General features: G+C 35.8%; 15 protein-coding genes. 5 read left to right on the top strand and 10 right to left on the bottom strand.

Annotated elements, in window-relative coordinates; genetic code table 11:
* Positions 1-17: 17 nt before the first annotated feature.
* Both JF259_RS01350 and JF259_RS01345 read left to right on the top strand, forming a co-directional pair.
* Positions 18-467, top strand: coding sequence for a nucleoside deaminase (locus tag JF259_RS01350; RefSeq protein ID WP_199112412.1), 450 nt, complete (start codon positions 18-20; stop codon positions 465-467).
* A 95-nt stretch (positions 468-562) separates the two neighbouring features.
* Positions 563-1156 carry an FISUMP domain-containing protein gene (locus tag JF259_RS01345; RefSeq protein WP_199112411.1) on the top strand — a complete coding sequence of 198 codons (594 nt, stop codon included), beginning with the start codon at positions 563-565 and terminating at the stop codon, positions 1154-1156.
* Here JF259_RS01345 and JF259_RS01340 read toward each other — a convergent pair.
* The 3 genes from JF259_RS01340 to aspS all read right to left on the bottom strand — a co-directional run bounded on the left by JF259_RS01340 (position 1153) and on the right by aspS (position 5067).
* Positions 1153-1389, bottom strand: a complete 237-nt coding sequence (locus JF259_RS01340; protein ID WP_199112409.1) for a hypothetical protein — start codon at positions 1387-1389, stop codon at positions 1153-1155. The genes JF259_RS01345 and JF259_RS01340 overlap by 4 nt on opposite strands.
* A 14-nt stretch (positions 1390-1403) precedes the next feature.
* The gene (locus tag JF259_RS01335) at positions 1404-3191 is read right to left on the bottom strand and encodes a chloride channel protein (RefSeq protein ID WP_199112407.1); all 1788 of its coding nucleotides are present in this window, start codon (positions 3189-3191) and stop codon (positions 1404-1406) included.
* 121 nt (positions 3192-3312) lie between these two features.
* Positions 3313-5067 carry an aspartate--tRNA ligase gene (aspS, locus tag JF259_RS01330; RefSeq protein ID WP_199112405.1) on the bottom strand — a complete coding sequence of 585 codons (1755 nt, stop codon included), beginning with the start codon at positions 5065-5067 and terminating at the stop codon, positions 3313-3315.
* 230 nt (positions 5068-5297) lie between these two features.
* Here aspS and JF259_RS01325 point away from each other — a divergent pair, with 230 nt between their 5' ends.
* Positions 5298-7868, top strand: a complete 2571-nt coding sequence (locus JF259_RS01325) for a carboxylesterase family protein (RefSeq protein WP_199112403.1) — start codon at positions 5298-5300, stop codon at positions 7866-7868.
* Positions 7869-7914: 46 nt separating this feature from the next.
* Here JF259_RS01325 and JF259_RS01320 read toward each other — a convergent pair whose 3' ends face one another.
* The 5 genes from JF259_RS01320 to JF259_RS01300 form a co-directional block, all read right to left on the bottom strand.
* Positions 7915-11448 (bottom strand): efflux RND transporter permease subunit, encoded by a 3534-nt coding sequence (locus tag JF259_RS01320; RefSeq protein ID WP_199112401.1) that lies wholly within the window; start codon positions 11446-11448, stop codon positions 7915-7917.
* A gap of 73 nt (positions 11449-11521) precedes the next feature.
* Entirely contained in the window at positions 11522-12694 is a 1173-nt protein-coding gene (locus JF259_RS01315) for an efflux RND transporter periplasmic adaptor subunit (RefSeq protein WP_199112399.1), read from the bottom strand.
* A 42-nt stretch (positions 12695-12736) separates the two neighbouring features.
* Entirely contained in the window at positions 12737-13117 is a 381-nt protein-coding gene (locus tag JF259_RS01310) for a four helix bundle protein (RefSeq protein WP_233164035.1), read from the bottom strand.
* A 39-nt stretch (positions 13118-13156) separates the two neighbouring features.
* A complete protein-coding gene (locus tag JF259_RS01305) occupies positions 13157-14476 on the bottom strand; it encodes a TolC family protein (protein ID WP_233164034.1) in 1320 nt (439 codons plus the stop codon).
* Positions 14477-14613: 137 nt separating this feature from the next.
* Entirely contained in the window at positions 14614-15210 is a 597-nt protein-coding gene (locus JF259_RS01300) for a TetR/AcrR family transcriptional regulator (RefSeq protein ID WP_199112397.1), read from the bottom strand.
* A gap of 124 nt (positions 15211-15334) precedes the next feature.
* On the opposite strand from JF259_RS01300, the gene JF259_RS01295 reads away from it, so the two are divergent.
* On the top strand, positions 15335-16309 hold the full coding sequence (locus JF259_RS01295) for a polyprenyl synthetase family protein (protein WP_199112395.1): 975 nt from the start codon (positions 15335-15337) through the stop codon (positions 16307-16309).
* A gap of 44 nt (positions 16310-16353) precedes the next feature.
* Entirely contained in the window at positions 16354-16701 is a 348-nt protein-coding gene (locus JF259_RS01290) for a hypothetical protein (RefSeq protein ID WP_199112393.1), read from the top strand.
* A 39-nt stretch (positions 16702-16740) separates the two neighbouring features.
* Here the strand turns inward: JF259_RS01290 and JF259_RS17780 are convergent, their stop codons facing one another.
* The gene (locus tag JF259_RS17780; RefSeq protein WP_394370570.1) at positions 16741-16980 is read right to left on the bottom strand and encodes a cytochrome C oxidase subunit IV family protein; all 240 of its coding nucleotides are present in this window, start codon (positions 16978-16980) and stop codon (positions 16741-16743) included.
* A gap of 1 nt (position 16981) precedes the next feature.
* The gene (locus JF259_RS01285) at positions 16982-17563 is read right to left on the bottom strand and encodes a cytochrome c oxidase subunit 3 (protein ID WP_199112391.1); all 582 of its coding nucleotides are present in this window, start codon (positions 17561-17563) and stop codon (positions 16982-16984) included.
* Between the last annotated feature and the right edge of the window lie 10 nt (positions 17564-17573).

The following is a 17573-nucleotide window of genomic DNA, read 5'->3' as shown; positions in this document are numbered from 1 at the left end:
ATTGTATTTTTGCTACTATGCTAGAACCATTTGACGATACGTATTTTATGAAGAAAGCACTTCAGGAAGCTGAGGTGGCTTATGAAAAAGGTGAAATCCCTGTAGGTGTTGTTATTGTTGTTGATAATAAGATAATTGCCCGAGGGCATAACTTAACAGAGACCCTAAATGATGTAACTGCCCATGCCGAAATGCAGGCCATAACAGCCGCAGCTAATTTTTTGGGTGGTAAGTACCTTCAAAATTGCACGATGTATGTAACCTTAGAGCCTTGCCAAATGTGTGCGGGAGCCTTGTATTGGAGTCAAATAGCTAAAATTGTATATGGCGCAAGGGATAAGGAACGTGGATGCATCCATTTAAATACAAAATTACATCCTAAAACAATTGTAAAAGGAGGGATAATGGCCGATGAGGCTTCAAAGCTATTGAAGCGTTTTTTTATTGAAAAGCGTAACTTAAATTAGATATGGTATAGAGTTTATTGGTGTCTTTGTAATATTTTGTTATTAAGTGCTTTATCAATATATTTGATGGTATTTAAGCCCAAAAATCTATTTTTATGAAGTGCTTTAACCTTTTAGCCTTGTTTGTTTTATTGTTTAATCTTGTATCGTGTTCTAAAGACGATGCTGATGATGGTGTATCAAAAAATCAATTTATGGATCCTAGGGACGAACAGGTTTATGATATAGTAAGTATAGGTGATCAAACTTGGTTCGCTGAAAACCTAAATTACGATACAGCCGATAATTCAAGTACGTGTTATGATGGTAACAGCGATAACTGCTTTATATATGGCCGTTTGTATAACGGTGATGTAGCTCAAACGGCTTGCCCCGATGGTTGGCATTTGCCGTCTAAAGAAGAGTGGGAAACACTCATAGATTATTTGGGAGGTATCAATGCGGCTCATGTGTTTTTTAAGCCGTTTGCTATGCAACAAGGTGAACCAGTTGGATTTAACTTATTAGCAGGGGGCTGGTATTTTGCAGACTTTAAGGATATAGGAATAGAGGGACATTATTATACATCAACAGACGGCGGACTCCCCAACTCGTTCAAGACCATTACATTTGTTCCTGATACATCGGTAAGTACTGAAGGAATATCTAGTTCCAATATTATGCAAAATTGCAGATGTATTAAGGATTAATATTTTTTCTCGTGTTGGTCTTCTCGCATTTTGTCCAGATTCTCTTTAGTGAGCATATAGTCTTTTAGGTCTTTGTCTTTCCAACGGTAATAAGCGAACAAAGGGAAGACTACAATAAAAAGCCCCAAAACACCAAACCCGATTAACTTTTGGGAGTATTCGGAATCCAGAATATAACCTGTAACAATGCTCCCCAGTGAAAGGATAAATAAAATGGCAATAAGATACTTCATGCTTGTTATAACTATTATTTGGTAAAGTTAATCAATTGTCGCCTATATGCTGTTAAGAGTTTGGATTTTGAAATATAGCCGTAGTATTTGCCTCCTTTAATAACAGGGATGTTCCAAGCGCCACTAGTTTTAAATTTATCCATAATAGTATTCATGGAATCTTTGTCGTAATCAATTATATTAGTGTCTGCTTGCATAAGGCTTGAAGCGTTTACCTTATCGTATAGATCGGAATTAAACATAATATGCCTTATATCATCTAATCTTATAACGCCAAGAAACTCATTGTCTTCATTTACAACGGGGAAATGATTTCTGGACGATTTTGCAACCGCTTTTTTTAAGATGTCCCCCAATTTCATGTCAGGTGATAAGATGATAAAATTAGTTTCAATAACCTTGTCAATATCCAAGACCATTAATACGTTTTGGTCTTTATCATGGGTCATGAGTTCACCGCGCTCAGCTAGTTTTAGAGTGTAAATGGAATGGGAAATAAAGTATTTGGTGATAGCAAAGGAAATAGCCGAAACAATCATTAAGGGAACAAACAGTTCGTAGCCTCCTGTAATTTCAGCTATAAGGAATATGGCTGTTAAGGGAGCATGTAACACCCCTGCCATTAAACCAGTCATTCCTATTAAGGTGAAATTCGATTCAGATACATTAAAATGAAACCCAATATTATTAATTATTTTAGAAAAAGCATTTCCTAAAGCACTGCCCATAACAAGAGTTGGGATAAATACACCGCCTACACCACCAGCCCCAAAAGTGGTTGTCATGGCAATGGCTTTAAAGGCAGTAATGCCTAATAAGAGGCCAATTACAAGCCATATATTGGATAGGTCTAAATTAAAGGGTGTTGTACCAATAGCCGATAAATGATCGCCTTTTAAAAGATTGTTCATAATACCATAACCTTCACCGTATAAAGGCGGAATAAAATAAAGCATAGTGCCTATTGCCAAACCTCCAATCAACAAGCGTTTGGCCCTGCTTTCAAACTGTTTGAAAAAGTTTGTAATTCCAAAGAATACTTTTGAAAAATAAACCGATGTAAGTCCGGTTACAAGTCCTAAAACAATGTAGAAGGGGATATCGTTAATTTGGAATTTATCAATCAATTCAAACCGCAAAAGGATGTCTGTACCTAAGAAAAAGTAAGAGGTAACCACGGCAGAGACAGAGGCCAATAAAAGTGGTACTAAGGATGTGAAAGCAATATCTAGACTAAATATCTCAATAGCAAAAACGATAGCAGCAATAGGAGCCTTAAACATGGAGGCCATTGCTCCGGCAGCAGCACATCCAATAAGTAGCATACGTGTTTTAGTATTCATATGAAACAGTCTTGCTGCGTTCGATCCCAAGGCGGCACCAACGCTTACAGCGGGGCCTTGCAATCCAACCGAACCACCAAAACCTACTGTTAGTGGCGCCGTGATTAGTGAGGCATAGAGGTTGTATCGCGGAATGATGCCATTAAGTTTGGAAATGGCGTGCAATGTAGATGAAATGCCGTGGCCGATATGCTTTTTTAACCAGGTTTGCTTTATAATATAAACTAATAGCAGCCCAATTATAGGAAATATAAAGTAAAGCGAATTTTGATAGTTTTTGAAAAAGTTAAGTTCAAAAAGTAACTGAATATAGTGTGTTAAGTTCTTTAAGGAAACAGTTCCCAGACCAGCTAAAAAACCCACTAGAATACTTAAAATGTAAATAAAATTCTGTTCTGGAATATGTTTGTATTTCCAGATTAAAAATTTACGTAATAGGCTCTTGGAGTTAGAAGGCATATTATAAAATTACTAAATATTCTACGAAAGTAATGCTAAACGTTATTTTTAATCAAAGGTCTGTTTACGGACATTATATTATTAAAAAACCTGTTCTTTAAATTGGAACAGGTTTTTAAGTTTAAGGTTTTAAATTAAGCTTTAAACTAAGTTCTTTCAGCTGGTCATTGTCAATTGGTGCAGGTGCATCTATCATAACATCCCGTCCAGCATTGTTTTTTGGGAAGGCAATAAAGTCCCGTATGGTTTCCTGACCTCCAAGAATAGCAACCAATCTATCCAATCCAAAAGCGATACCACCATGCGGAGGTGCCCCGTATTGAAAGGCGTCCATTAAAAAGCCAAACTGGGCTTTTGCTTCTTCGGGCGAAAAGCCTAAATAGTCGAACATAAGCGACTGGGTTTTTTTATCGTGAATACGAATCGATCCGCCTCCAATTTCATTACCATTTAAAACCAGATCGTAAGCATTTGCTTTAACAGCTCCTGGATCTGTTTTTAATAACTCCAACTGTCCTGGTTTGGGTGATGTAAATGGGTGGTGCATGGCGTGGTAGCGTTCTGTTTCTTCATCCCATTCCAATAACGGAAAGTCCATAACCCATAAAGGTGCAAATTCATTAGGTTTTCTAAGCCCCAAACGTTCGGCCAATTCCATACGCAAGGCACTTAATTGAGTCCTAACCTTGTTCGTGTCTCCTGATAGGACACAAATAAGATCACCCGCTTTAGCACCAGTAACTTCGGCCCATTTAGCAAGATCGTCCTGATCGTAAAATTTATCTACAGAAGATTTGTAACTGCCATCATCATTACAGCGGCAGTAAACCATGCCTAAAGCACCTATTTGCGGACGCTTAACCCAATCGATAAGTTTGTCAATTTCTTTCCTGGTGTAACTGTTGCCTCCCGGAACGGCAATACCAACAACCAGTTCTGCATTGTTAAAAACACCAAAATCTTTATGTTGGGCAACGTCGTTTAATTCGCCAAATGCCATACCAAATCGAATGTCTGGTTTATCGTTTCCATACAAACGCATAGCATCATCATAAAGTAGACGTGGGAATTTATCAACTTCAACACCGTTAATCTCTTTTAGTAAGTGACGTGTTAAGCCTTCAAAAGCATTTAGAATATCTTCTTGTTCTATAAATGCCATTTCACAGTCTATTTGCGTAAACTCTGGTTGTCTGTCGGCACGCAAGTCTTCATCCCTAAAACATTTTACGATCTGGAAGTACTTATCCATACCGCCCACCATAAGCAATTGCTTAAAAGTTTGTGGCGATTGAGGCAGGGCATAAAACTGACCTTCGTTCATTCGACTTGGCACTACAAAATCCCGAGCCCCTTCTGGAGTCGATTTAATCAAATATGGGGTTTCGATTTCAATAAACCCTTCATTAGATAAGTAATTGCGAACTTCCTGCGTTACTTTATGACGGAATATGAGATTGTTTTTTACCGGATTACGACGAATATCCAAATAGCGATATTTCATTCGTAGTTCTTCACCACCATCAGTCTTGTCTTCAATAGTAAATGGCGGTAGTAAGGCGTCATTTAGAATTTTTAGTTCAGTAACCAATATTTCGATATCTCCAGTTGGAATATTAGGGTTTTTAGAAGCACGCTCAATAACGTTTCCTTTAACTTGGATAACAAATTCACGGCCAAGGTTTTGAGCTTGTGCCATCATCTCTTTTGATGTGCGTTCTTCATCAAAAACCAATTGCGTGATACCGTAACGGTCTCGTAAATCTATCCAAACAATAAATCCTTTGTCACGGGATTTCTGAACCCAACCAGCCAGGGTTACTTCTTCATTTATATTTGCAATGGTTAATTCACCACAATTATGACTTCTGTACATAGTAAAAATTTGAAGTGCAAATTTAAGGAAATACAGTGTAGTTTAAATTTTTTAAGGTGTTTTTTTAAATGAACTCGAGTCACGTGTTTTGACTGGCTTTTCAATACGGGAATAAATGTAAAGTCCTGTTATTTGCCTCATGTAATCAGCTATTAGTCGAAAATATGTCGTGATGGATGTATTAAAGGGTTAATTTTAGTTTTTGTGCAATTATTATAAAGTATATCATTATGTTTAAGATTATTCCTTTCGTGTTATCCCTTCTTTTTATTTCAACTGCTGTCTCTGCTCAACAACGGACAGGGAATATTGTTGAGTATTTTGGCAAGGAAAAAGTAGAAACTATTGAAGAAGGCAAGTTAGTTCATGTGTTTAAAGAAGCATTGGCGCTTAAAGTACAGACTTATAATTTTAATTCTTCTTCGTTTCCTGAAGATCCTGTTTTTAATAAGTTTTTAATGAACGCTGCATATGTGCCTAAACATGGTGACGTCTTTGATATTGATTTTTTGGGTAAACCTATAACGTGGAATGCTGTAGTTGTTGATTCGACGAATAGTTTTAACGATAGGGAATTGCGATCGAGTTATGTGTGTTTAAAATACCGTTCAAGCACTTCAAGAACGGTGTTGTTTGAGGCTTCGGGACATTCACTTGCATTAATTAACGGGCTACCCCATGAAGGTGATCATTATGATTTTGGTTGGAATTTAATCCCCGTAAAACTCAATAAGGGACTTAATGTTTTTGTTTTAAAGGCAGGTCGTTTTCCAAGGATTAGGGCACGGCTTATTGAACCGAAAACGAGTATACAATTAACTACGCGCGATTTAACTCTTCCTGATGTGTTGGTAGAAGAACCTCAATCTTATGAAGGAGCAATACGTGTTATAAATACAACTAATGGATGGATTAAAAACTATGCTATTTCTGCAACATTAGAAGGGGAAACAGTCCTAACGAACATCTCTCAAATTCCTCCAATGAGTGTTCGTAAAGTGAGGTTTTCCATTCCTTCGATAACTGATGAAAGTAAAATTGGAGCAACCGAGTTAAAATTGGAATTAAAAGGCAGTAGTAAGAGAACATTGGATACCAAGGAAGTATCCTTACAAATAAAGTCGAAGCACAAGCACCATAAACGCACATTTGTAAGTAATGTAGATGGCAGTGTGCAATATTATAGTGTAGCGCCGTCTAGCGATAAAACTTTAGCGAATGGGGCGTTGTTTTTGTCGGTTCACGGTGCTTCTGTAGAAGCCGTTAACCAAGCTAATGCGTACAAGCAAAAAGATTGGGGGAATTTAATAGCGCCTACAAATAGGCGTCCGTTTGGTTTTGCTTGGGAAGATTGGGGACGATTGGATGCCTTGGAGGTTTTGTCGGATGCAAAAACAATTTATAAACCAGATCCGAGTAAAATTTATTTAACAGGACATTCCATGGGAGGGCATGGTACCTGGTATTTAGGGGCGACCTATCCCGATTATTTTGCAGCCATAGCGCCTTGCGCAGGTTATCCAGATTTACTATTGTATCGCGATGGCTTTATAAACAGACGTTTGCAAATGCCCCAAGAAGAACTAACACGGTTTGGATTGACGCCTAAAGTGGTAAGTCGTTTAAAGTCAAAACCTCAACCAACTCCAGTTGAAAACATGATTTACAGAGCAGGAACACCCAGCAGAACCTTGGAGTTAATTCGTAACTATTTACATCATGGCGTGTATGTGTTACATGGTGAAAAAGACAATGTAGTGCCTACGTATATTGCACGTGATATGCGTGAACGATTAGGGAAATTCCATCCCGATTTTACGTATTATGAGTATCCAGATGGCACACATTGGTACGGAAACCATTCTGTCGATTGGCCTCCTATCTTCGATCTTTTTAAACAACGGACTATTAAGGCCGATGAAGAGATTAAGAGGTTGGAGTTTTACACAGGGTCACCAGGTGTATCATCAAAATCACATTTTATAACAATTCATCAACAAGAAGTGCCATTTAAAACCAGTTCGTTTAACTTTTCGAAGGAAGAAGGTAAATATTTGTTAAAAACAGATAATGTTGTATTACTTGAAGTTGATTTTTCTAAAATAAACGATAGTTATGATGCTATTGAAATAGATGGAAATCTGTTGACTGCAAAGCCTGACAAGAAAAGCACATTCAAGAAAACCGAAGATGGTTGGAAAGAGACATCAGCTCCTGGTTTAAAGGAAAAAGGACCGCATAGAAATGGAGGTTTTAAGGACGCCTTTAGAAACAATGTTGTATTTGTATATGCTACTCAAGGAACAAAAGTAGAAAATCAATGGTATTATAACAGGGCCCGGTTTGATGCTGAAACATTCTGGTATCGCGCCAATGGATCGATAGAGATTGTTAAGGATGTCGATTTTAGTTTAGCAAATTACAGCGACCGTAATGTGGTTGTATACGGTAATAAAAGTAACAATGCGGCTTGGAATACCTTGCTGAAAGATGCACCCATACAAGTTAAAAATAACGAAGTAAACTTTAATGGTAAGGTGTTGTCGGGTAGCCAATGGGGCATGTACTTTATTGTGCCTAGAGCCGACAGCGATATTGCTAGTGTTGGTGTTGTAACTGCTAGCGGACAAAAGGGAATGAGAGCTGCTTATATGAACCATTACTTGGTTAACGGAACCACGTTTCCAGATGTTTTGTTGTTTGATGATGAGGTGTTAAAAAATGGCATAACAGCTGTTAAGTGCGCTGGGTTCTTTGGTAATGATTGGTCTGTAGAAAATGGTGACTTTGAATGGAAGTAGTTTTAACAAGAAACCGCCCCAGTAGATGTTGGGGCGGTTTTGTTTTTTAATCCAATTGATTTTGAAGTTCAAGAACTTCCTCCTGTGCTATTTCGTAAACTGTAGGTTCATTTTTATTAAATAACCACATTTTAAATCGGGTCACCAAATAAAACAGTATAGGTACCACAATAAGAGTTAAGAAGGTGGCAATAAAAAGTCCATAAATAACTGTCCAGGCCAATGGCCCCCAGAAAATAACATTGTCACCCCCTACATAAATGTTTGCATCAAAATCACTAAAGAGTGTAAAGAAGTTGATATTTAATCCAGTTGCTAGCGGGATTAGGCCCAAAATAGTTGTAATGGCTGTTAGTAAAACAGGACGTAAACGTGCTTTACCGCCTTTTATAATGGCTTCCAGTAAATCATTGGTCTTAAGATATTGATCTTGTTTTAAATTGTGGTCTACTTTCTTTCTGTCAATTAACAATTGGGTGTAGTCGAGTAGTACCACGCCATTGTTAACCACAATTCCGGCAAGGGATATAATACCCATCATGGTCATCATAATTACAAAAGGTTTACCCGTAATTATTAAGCCACCAAAAACACCAATTAAACTCAAGAAAATAGCAAGCATAATAATACCTGGTTTTGAAACTGAATTAAACTGGAATATTAAAATAAAGAAAATTAGACCTAAACCTGTAAAAAATGCTCCCATTAGAAAGGACATTTGTTTGCTTTGTTCTTCAATTTGTCCGGTATAGTCAATTTTAACCCCGGTAGGTTTTTCAGTAAACCCTTGCATCTCATTTTTAATTTGCGATACAATAGCTCCTGCATCTGTATATCCGGCAGCTAATGCAGAATATAGGGTTACAACACGCTTTACATCTTTATGTTTTATGGCGCTAAAACCAGAAGTGTTATTTTGTTTGGCTACAGCCGATACAGGGATTTCCTTTATCTGTCCTGAAGCCATATCCCTAAAGGTTATTTTTTGATTAAAAATAGCACTGGTATTATATCTGTTTTCTTCATTAAAGCGTACATAGATATCATAATCTTCGCCCTCTTTTTTATAGATGCCAGCCTTAGCTCCAAAAATAGCATTACGTAATTGTTGCCCAACTTGTCCCGAACTAACACCTAACTCGCCAGCTTTTTTTCTGTCGACATGAACTAGCATTGCTGGTTTCGATTTGTTAACATCAATCTTTAATTCATCAATACCCTGAATGTTTTTAGAGTTGATGAAATCGCGCATTTTTTCGGCGGTTGCAATTAATTCGGAATAATCATTGCCTTCCAATTCAACATTTATTGGATATCCAGCAGGGGGACCAACGGCATCTTTTTCAACAGAAATGGCAACGCCGGGATAGATTCCTTTTAAGGCTTCCTGTACTTTTTTGAGCAATTCGTTACTATCGGTACCCTTTCTAAATTTGTATTCGCGCATGGTGGCCGTAATTTTACCACGATGTGGCATCTCGGCAGCAGAGCCTCCATCGGTTTGCGGATTTCCAGCTCCTTCGCCTACTTGGGAAACGGCACTTTCTGTTAAAAAGTTGTATGCGCCATCCATATAGGCTTGGTCGTTAATAATTTTGTAAACACGTTGCTCTATGTCTTCTGTAATGGCATTGGTTTTCTTAATGTCGGTGCCCTCAGGGTATTCTATGTATACAATAATTTGATTGGGCGTATTATCTGGGAAAAACTCTACTTTGGTACGCTGGCTTCCAACAGAAGCACCAAAGCCCATAAAAGCTACAATAAGCAAAACAAAGGTGCCAATAGAAATAAAAATTGGTTTTCTGCCGCTTAAAGCAAAGCGCAATGTCTTTTCGTAAAAGCGTTCCCATTTAGGCAATATGTTATTTTGGAATCCATTAGCCCAACGTCTTAAAAATAACCTGTAAATCCAAAGCAAAATAAAGGTAACGATCATTAAGGTCCCTAAACCTCTATAGGCACCTCCAACGGCAAGGATTAAAATACCTATGGTGCCAAATATTATTGAAACTTTAATGATTTGTTTTAGAGGCATATTTTTATCTTCCGTGGTCATAAACTGAGAGACCATAACAGAATTAAAGAAAATAGCAACAAACAGTGACGAGCCCAATACAACGGATAAGGTTATTGGAAAATAGATCATAAACTGTCCCATAACACCCGGCCATAACCCTAGAGGGATAAAAGCTGCTACGGTAGTGGCTGTGGATATGATAATAGGATAGGCAATTTCCCCAATACCTTTTTTAGCGGCTTCAATACGGCTTAAGCCATCTTCGTCCATTAAGCGATATACGTTTTCAACCACTACAATACCATTGTCTACCAGCATACCCAGTCCCATGATGAGACCAAAAAGGATCATGGTGTTCATGGTGTAGCCTAAGGTGTTTAAGATCATGAGAGACATAAACATAGACATCGGTATTGCAAAACCAACAAATAGGGCATTTTTAAAGCCTAAAAAGAACATTAAAACGGTAACAACCAATATGATACCAAAAATGATGTTATTTATTAAATCATCAACTTGTCCGATGGTTTTAGACGATTGGTCGTTAGCAATGGTTACTTTTAAATCGGGAGGAAAAACATTGGTAACAGCATCTTTAACGATTACTTCAATTTGTTCGGCTGCAGCCACCATATTTTTTCCAGCACGTTTTTTAACATCGAGCATAACTACTGGTGCTCCAAACTCGCGTGCATAAGTGGTTTTGTCTTCGTCCTTAAACGTAACTTTGGCAATGTCTTTTAGGTAAATAGGGTTGTCATGTTCAGATTTAACAACAAAGTTTTCTAGTTCGTTAGGGTTTTCAATTTCACCTAAGACACGTACGGTACGGCGTTGTCCGCTGGTAATTAAGTTACCTGCAGATATGGTTACATTCTCATTGCTTATGGTGTTGATAATGTCATCAAAGCTCACTTGAGCAGCCATCATTTTATAGATATCTACAGCGACTTCAACTTCTTTTTCTTGTGCACCCCGAATGTCAACCTGCTTAATTTCTATTAAACCTTCAATTTCGTCTTCAAGGTATTCGCCGTATTCTTTTAATTTGTCTACAGGATAATCGCCAGAGATGTTAATGTTGAGAATAGGGATTTCTTCCGACATACTTAAATCGAAAATGTTAGGCTCTACTTTGGCGCCATTGAATGTGGGCCAGTCCTCGCCTGAAGTTTCCGAATCTACTTCATCTTTTACCTTTTGCTTTGCTGCTTCTACTGAGATGTTTTCGTCAAATTCTACAATAATAATCGAGTAGTCTTCTTGGGATGTTGAGGTGATCTCGACTACATTACTGACGGTTTTTAATTTATCTTCAATGGGATCTGTAATAAGTTTTTCAATATCCTCAGCAGTATTACCGGGATAAATAGAACTTATGTAAATCTTGGTTTCCTTTATTTCAGGAAAGTTTTCCCTAGGCATATTAAAGTAAGCTCCAGACCCCAGAAGCAAAATCAATACAATCAACACATACATGGTTGTTTTGTTGTTGATTGCCCAGGATGACAGTCCAAACTCCTTATTGTGTACGTTCTTTTGTTTTATATTTTTAGTCATTGATTTTTTAGTTTATAAGTTGAAAAGTTTAAAAAGGTTTAGATAAAATAGAACCTTTAAGCACTTAGACTTTTCAATTTTTAGTTAAAATTTTTACTTCTTGACCATCTTTAACACTTCTAGAACCTTCATCAATGATTTCAACACCATGTTCTAAACCGGCTATTACTTCAATATAATCGCCTTGGGTCTTTCCGGTTTCTATAATAACACGTTTTGCTTTAGCAATACTATCGTTTTTATCTGCTACCGTATACACATATTGTTGTCCTTCGGCATTTTCGGAGATGATGCTTTGCGGTATCAATAAGGCTTTTTCATTAGTGTAATCGTTAATTTTAAGCTTTGCTGTTAAATTCGGTTTTATAGACTTGTCTTCATTGGAAATGGGTACTTCTATTTTAAAAGTACGGTTTGCTGGATTTATAAAGTTACCTGCTTGGCGCACTTTGGTATCTACCATTTTATCAAGTATAGGGAATTCTACTTGTACTTCTTTTCCTGTTGTTATATTAGAAATGTAACGTTCTGGAACATCGGTTTCAATGTACATATCTTGAAGGTTTACAATTCTAAATAGTTGTGATTGACCTGATGCAACTACGCTTCCTTGTTCTGTAATAACATCGTCTATGGTTCCTGCAAAAGGAGCACGAACTATTGATTTTCTTAATTGTTTATCTAGTTGGTTTACTGCTTGCTGCTGTCCTTCGTAGTTAGATTTAGCTTGAAGGTATTGAATTTCACTACCAACCTTTTGGTTCCATAAACGCTTTTGTCTTTCGAAAGTAGTTTTTGCAAGACTGGCTTGAATTTTTAATTGGGCCAGTTGCTGACTTAAACCGCCATCGTCAATTTGTGCTAGCATTTGTCCTTTACTAACTTGATCACCTTCTTTAACATAAACCTTAGTTAATATGCCAGAGAATTCAGGATGTATAACTAAGTTTTGTTTGGTGTTAACACTGCCTTGTAGTTCTACGAAGTGTGTAAATTTATTTTCTTTAACAGTAAAAGTGGTAATCAATGGAATCCGCTCTTGGGGATCTAATACCTTAATTTTCGACGTAAGTTGTTGTAACTGAACTGTTAATTCTTGCTGCTTAAGATCTAGTTCGGTTTTCTTTTTTCTAATGAGTTCTAAATTGTTGGTTGCAATAATATCTTCGACAGATTTTTTACTGGTACCGCTACAGGAAGATAAAATAATGGTACTCAAAAGTGTTATGTGTATATAATATTTCATGATTAATTATGTTTATGGGTTTAGTGTTTATTAGTTTAATGCTTATGTTTTTTTTAGTTGAGATTTGTGCACTCCATCCAACATTGCTGTGATTTCAGATATATATTCTCTAGTGTTTTTATAATTTTCTTCTGAAATGAATTCTAAATCATATGATAATATGAGTTGGTTTAAAAGTTCTAGTGCCGAACTAAATGCAATTTCGGTAAACCTAGCTTTATCTTTTCCTGATGTTCTTCCAGTACCTTCAGCTATATTAGATGATATTGAAACAGCACTTCTTTTCATTTGACTAGTTAATCCAAATTTCTCATCTTCAGGAAATGTCTTGGTTATCTTATAAATTAAGGCAGATAAAATTCTAGACTTTTTCCAAACGTTTAGTTTTTCAAAAGAAAATTGTTTCATTTGGTTTGTATTCATATGTTTTTAATAAACGGATACACTTATAAACACCTAAACTCAGTTTGGTATGTTTAATAGATTTTTTAGGGTTGCTTTTTTGTTAATAACATCAATAATGGCTTGTAAGTATTCTTGCTGACTTGTGTAGAGCTGTATTTGTGCTTGTCTTAAATCAAAGCTACTGGCAATGCCTTCTCTATATTTTATAATATTTTTCTTTTCAATTTTTTCGGCTAAAGCCAGATTTTTTTGTTTGTTGCCATAGGTATCAATAGCTAACTGATATTCGTTTTTAGCATTTCTGAATTCTATTGACAATTGGTTTTCGGTGTCAACAAGATTATTTTTAGCAATGTCCCACTGAATTTTAGCGCGTTCTCTTTTGGCTTTACCTCCAAACGAACTAAAAATTGGAACGGTTAATTTGAATCCACCTATTGTAGTGAATAACCAATCTTGTTCTCTATTAAAATAGGTTGAGGCCGAATTACTATATCCCAAGTAATTTGAGGAAACAAAGGCATTAAGTTTCGGTAACTGTTCAGACTTTTCTAATTTATATTCCAGTCTTTTACTTTCAACATCATTAACCGCAATTTTATAATCAATGTTATTAGATACTTCATGACTATCACTAATTAAATTTAATGAAATGTTCTCTAAGATTAGGGACTCCAAAGTATCTTTTAATTCAATAGTCTCGGTTTGATTTATGCCAAGCAAAATTTTTAAATAACCTTTAGAAAGCTCATGAAGTGTTTCAAGACTTCTTAAATTATTTTCTAAACTAGAAAGTGTTAATTGTAATTGCTCAACATCTTCTTCTTCGGTTAAGCCGTTTTCAAATATCTTTTGGGTTTCCTTTAGGTTATCTGCCAATACTTTAATGTTATTTTTGGTAATAGCAATACTCTCTTTGGTTAGTAAAGCATTATTATAGGCACTTACCACATTGGTTTCAATTTCATTAACAGTTTTGTCTTTAGCATTCTGTGAAATTTCTAAAAACACTTTATTAGACTGAAGACCAACAATGTAACCGCCATCGAAAAGTAACTGATTTAATGTGACACTAGGCGTTAAATTATGCTTAGGAAACATAAATCTGAATGGGCTATCTTCAGGAAACATTTCAATATCAAATGGGGTTTTAATATTTATTGAATAATCAACAGCACCATTAACTTGAGGTAATCCTCTTGCAGTTGTTTCCCAAACCTGTTTTTTAGCTGCCAGAATATTTAAGTCTGCATTTTTAATTGTTCTATTATTATCTAGCGCATAATTTATAGCTTCTTTCAAAGAAAAGCTTTGTGTATTTTCTTGTGAAAACATCGTAAGGGAACAGAGTAGGGCAAGTATTAGTTTTAGTTTCATACGTTTAAATTTTGATAATTCATTTGATTTTATATTAATTATAAAATTGAGAACGTATGCAATCGCTACGCTCTCACATTAAAAATTTTAAACATTTCCTTTTGTGAAAAAATGCTTAAATTTTGTTAATGTTCGTTTCATCTATTTATATGTTTTGTTAAAATTTCTAGTCCTTTTGGTGTGCAAATACCCCGTAAGTGGTATTCCAGATAATTATCCATAAGCATTGTCATTGAAAAGTCTTTTTGAGGAAAAAGCGTTTTGTCCTTTAAGGATAGTACACTGCTAAAATAAATTCGGGCAATAAAATCTATATTTATCGTTTCTCTGTATAAACCTGTATTAACACCTCTTTCAAGGTTGTTGATGACGCACTTTTGCATAACGCTAAATTGCTTATCTTTAAGTGTTTCGAAAATTTTCGGGTAATATTTTTGAAGTTGGTATTGTGGTGATGATTTTTCGTCTTTTAGGTGTTCCATCACAAACTTCTTGATTTGATAAATTTCCTCAATTGGATTTTTATCTAAAGCGCAAATACAATCGATACCTTGCGAAATAAGATCGAATATATATAGCGTAGTTGCTTCTACAAGTTTGGTTTTATTATCAAAGTGTTGGTATATGGTCTTTTTGGATATGCCTATTTTATTGGCCAGGTCATCCATAGTAACACTCTTAAAACCGTAGTTTAGAAATAATTCTGTTGCGTTTGTAAGTATTTTGTCTCTCATAATGAGGGGCAAAAGTACATTAGGAAACTTTAAAAACCAAAAAAGTTTCCTAAGTTTTACATTCATTTAACATATAATTTGCATTCAAACTTTTAAATGTGCTTAATTACTTTATTTTTGTGGGATGCTTTCTATAGAACAATACCGTCAAAAAATTGTTGCATATTTAGATACCTATGCGGCTGTAAAGGAGCCTGAGAATTTATATGCTCCTATTCATTATATCTTAAATTTGGGGGGTAAGCGTTTACGACCAATTTTAACATTGATGGCAGCCGAAATATTTAATTGTGATCCCGATAAGGCTTTGGATGCTGCATTGAGTATAGAGGTTTTTCATAATTTTTCCTTGGTGCACGACGATATTATGGACGATGCGCCATTACGTCGTGGGCATGAAACGGTTCACGAAAAGTGGAATATTAATACGGGTATTCTTTCGGGCGATACCATGTTAATTATGGCGTATCAGCTTTTTGAAAAGTACGATGCCGAAACATTTCAGGCTTTAGCCAAGCTCTTTAGCAAAACAGCTTTGGAGGTTTGCGAAGGTCAGCAGTACGATATTGATTTTGAGACCAGAAATGATGTGACCATTCCCGAGTACTTAAAAATGATAGCGTATAAAACAGCTGTTTTGGTTGGTGCTTCAATGAAAATGGGAGCCATTGTAGCGGGTGCTTCTGTAGAAGATCAAGATGTTATTTATGAATTTGGGAAGCATTTAGGTATTGCATTCCAGTTGCAAGACGATTATTTGGATGCTTTTGGAGACCCTAAGACCTTTGGAAAACAAGTAGGAGGTGATATCATAGAAAATAAAAAAACCTATTTGTATTTAAAGGCACTTGAGTTTTCTTCTGATAATGATAAACAGAAACTATTGCATTTGTTTAGTATTAATACGGGTACTTCACAGGATAAGATACATACTGTTAAGCAGATTTTTACAACTTCTGGTTCAGCCCAAGCTACCAAAGAAGCTATTCAGGATTATACAAATAAGGCTTTTGCTTTATTAGCATCTCTGAATGTTTCTGATGACAAAAAGCAACTATTGAAAGATTTTGGCAAAAGCTTGATGAATAGAACTGTTTAAACTAACGAATAACGGAATAAGCTTGTTGTTTAAGAAGCTAACAAATGAAATCACTGGCAACCTTTAATGATTTAATAGAAGAAGCGCAACAGTTAGATCTGTATAAAAAATTGGTGCTTCAACTTAATAAGGATTTTTTGCTGGCGAATATCGACCTAGGGTTTGATGAAACCATCTTACCTTCAAGTTTGAAGCTCATGCTTCATGAAACGGTATATAAACTCATTCAGGAAAAATTTATTGATTATCTAAATTTATTATACATTATCGATGTGCCTGAAGCTCAAGTAAAACGTTTGGATGGCAGTGATACACTTAAATTATCTGAGGAAGTATCGTTTCTTATTTTAAAGCGTGAATGGCAAAAGGTGTGGTATAGGAGTAGGTATTGATTTTACTAGATGTAAACAGCTTCTTAATGAATTTATAGCCTAAGCAACAATCAATAATAGGCCCATAACGAATACGGTAATAAAGCTAATAATTATAGTTTTCCAAGCTATATGTGCTTTATTCATATCCATAAACTGGAAGGAAATGCCTAAAAATTTTAAGGCAGATAGTATTAAGATAACTGTGGTTACATAACTGCCGTCTAGTTTAAAAATTAGTGCAGAGCTTATCGTTAAGATTATTAAGATAATCCAAGTTGTTGTTACGGTTTTTTGCATATCAAAATATTAAATAGATAACGGGAAAAAGCATGATCCAAATGAGGTCGCACATGTGCCAAAATGCGGCACTGGCTTCAACATCCTCAATTGTAGTATTGGACGTTTCTTTTCTTATTCCAAAATAGACACTGATTAGAATGACGAGACCCACAACAACATGGATAACATGAAACAGGGTAAGCATCCAATAGAAAGTAAAAAATGTATTGTAAGCAATGCCAATGCCTTCGCTAAGTTTTTCATAGTATTCCAAGCTTTTTAAGCATAAAAACAAAATGCCAAAGAGTACGGTATAAAACAATAGTTTATTAAAGTTTCTTTTATCTCCTTTTTTTAAAGCCGTTACCGAAACTGCCATAAAATAGCCACTGGTCAATAAGAATAAGGTGTTTAACATGCCATAAGTGGTATTTAGCTTTAATCTGGAACTGTTAAATCCCTCTAAATCCTGGTTGCCATAATAAAACATGGCTATTAGGGCTATACCGAAAGTGAGTAATTCTAAAAATATAATGATCCAGATTAAAATGCCTCCTGGTGGAAAGTAAAAGTTTTTATGGTTTATTTGCTGTGTTTGCATGCTGTTGAAT

Origin of the sequence: Snuella sedimenti (assembly GCF_016428595.1) — a bacterium.
Lineage (GTDB): Bacteria > Bacteroidota > Bacteroidia > Flavobacteriales > Flavobacteriaceae > Snuella > Snuella sedimenti.
The sequence above is the reverse complement of the archived record's forward strand: the minus strand, read 5'-3'. Positions and strand labels throughout refer to the sequence as shown.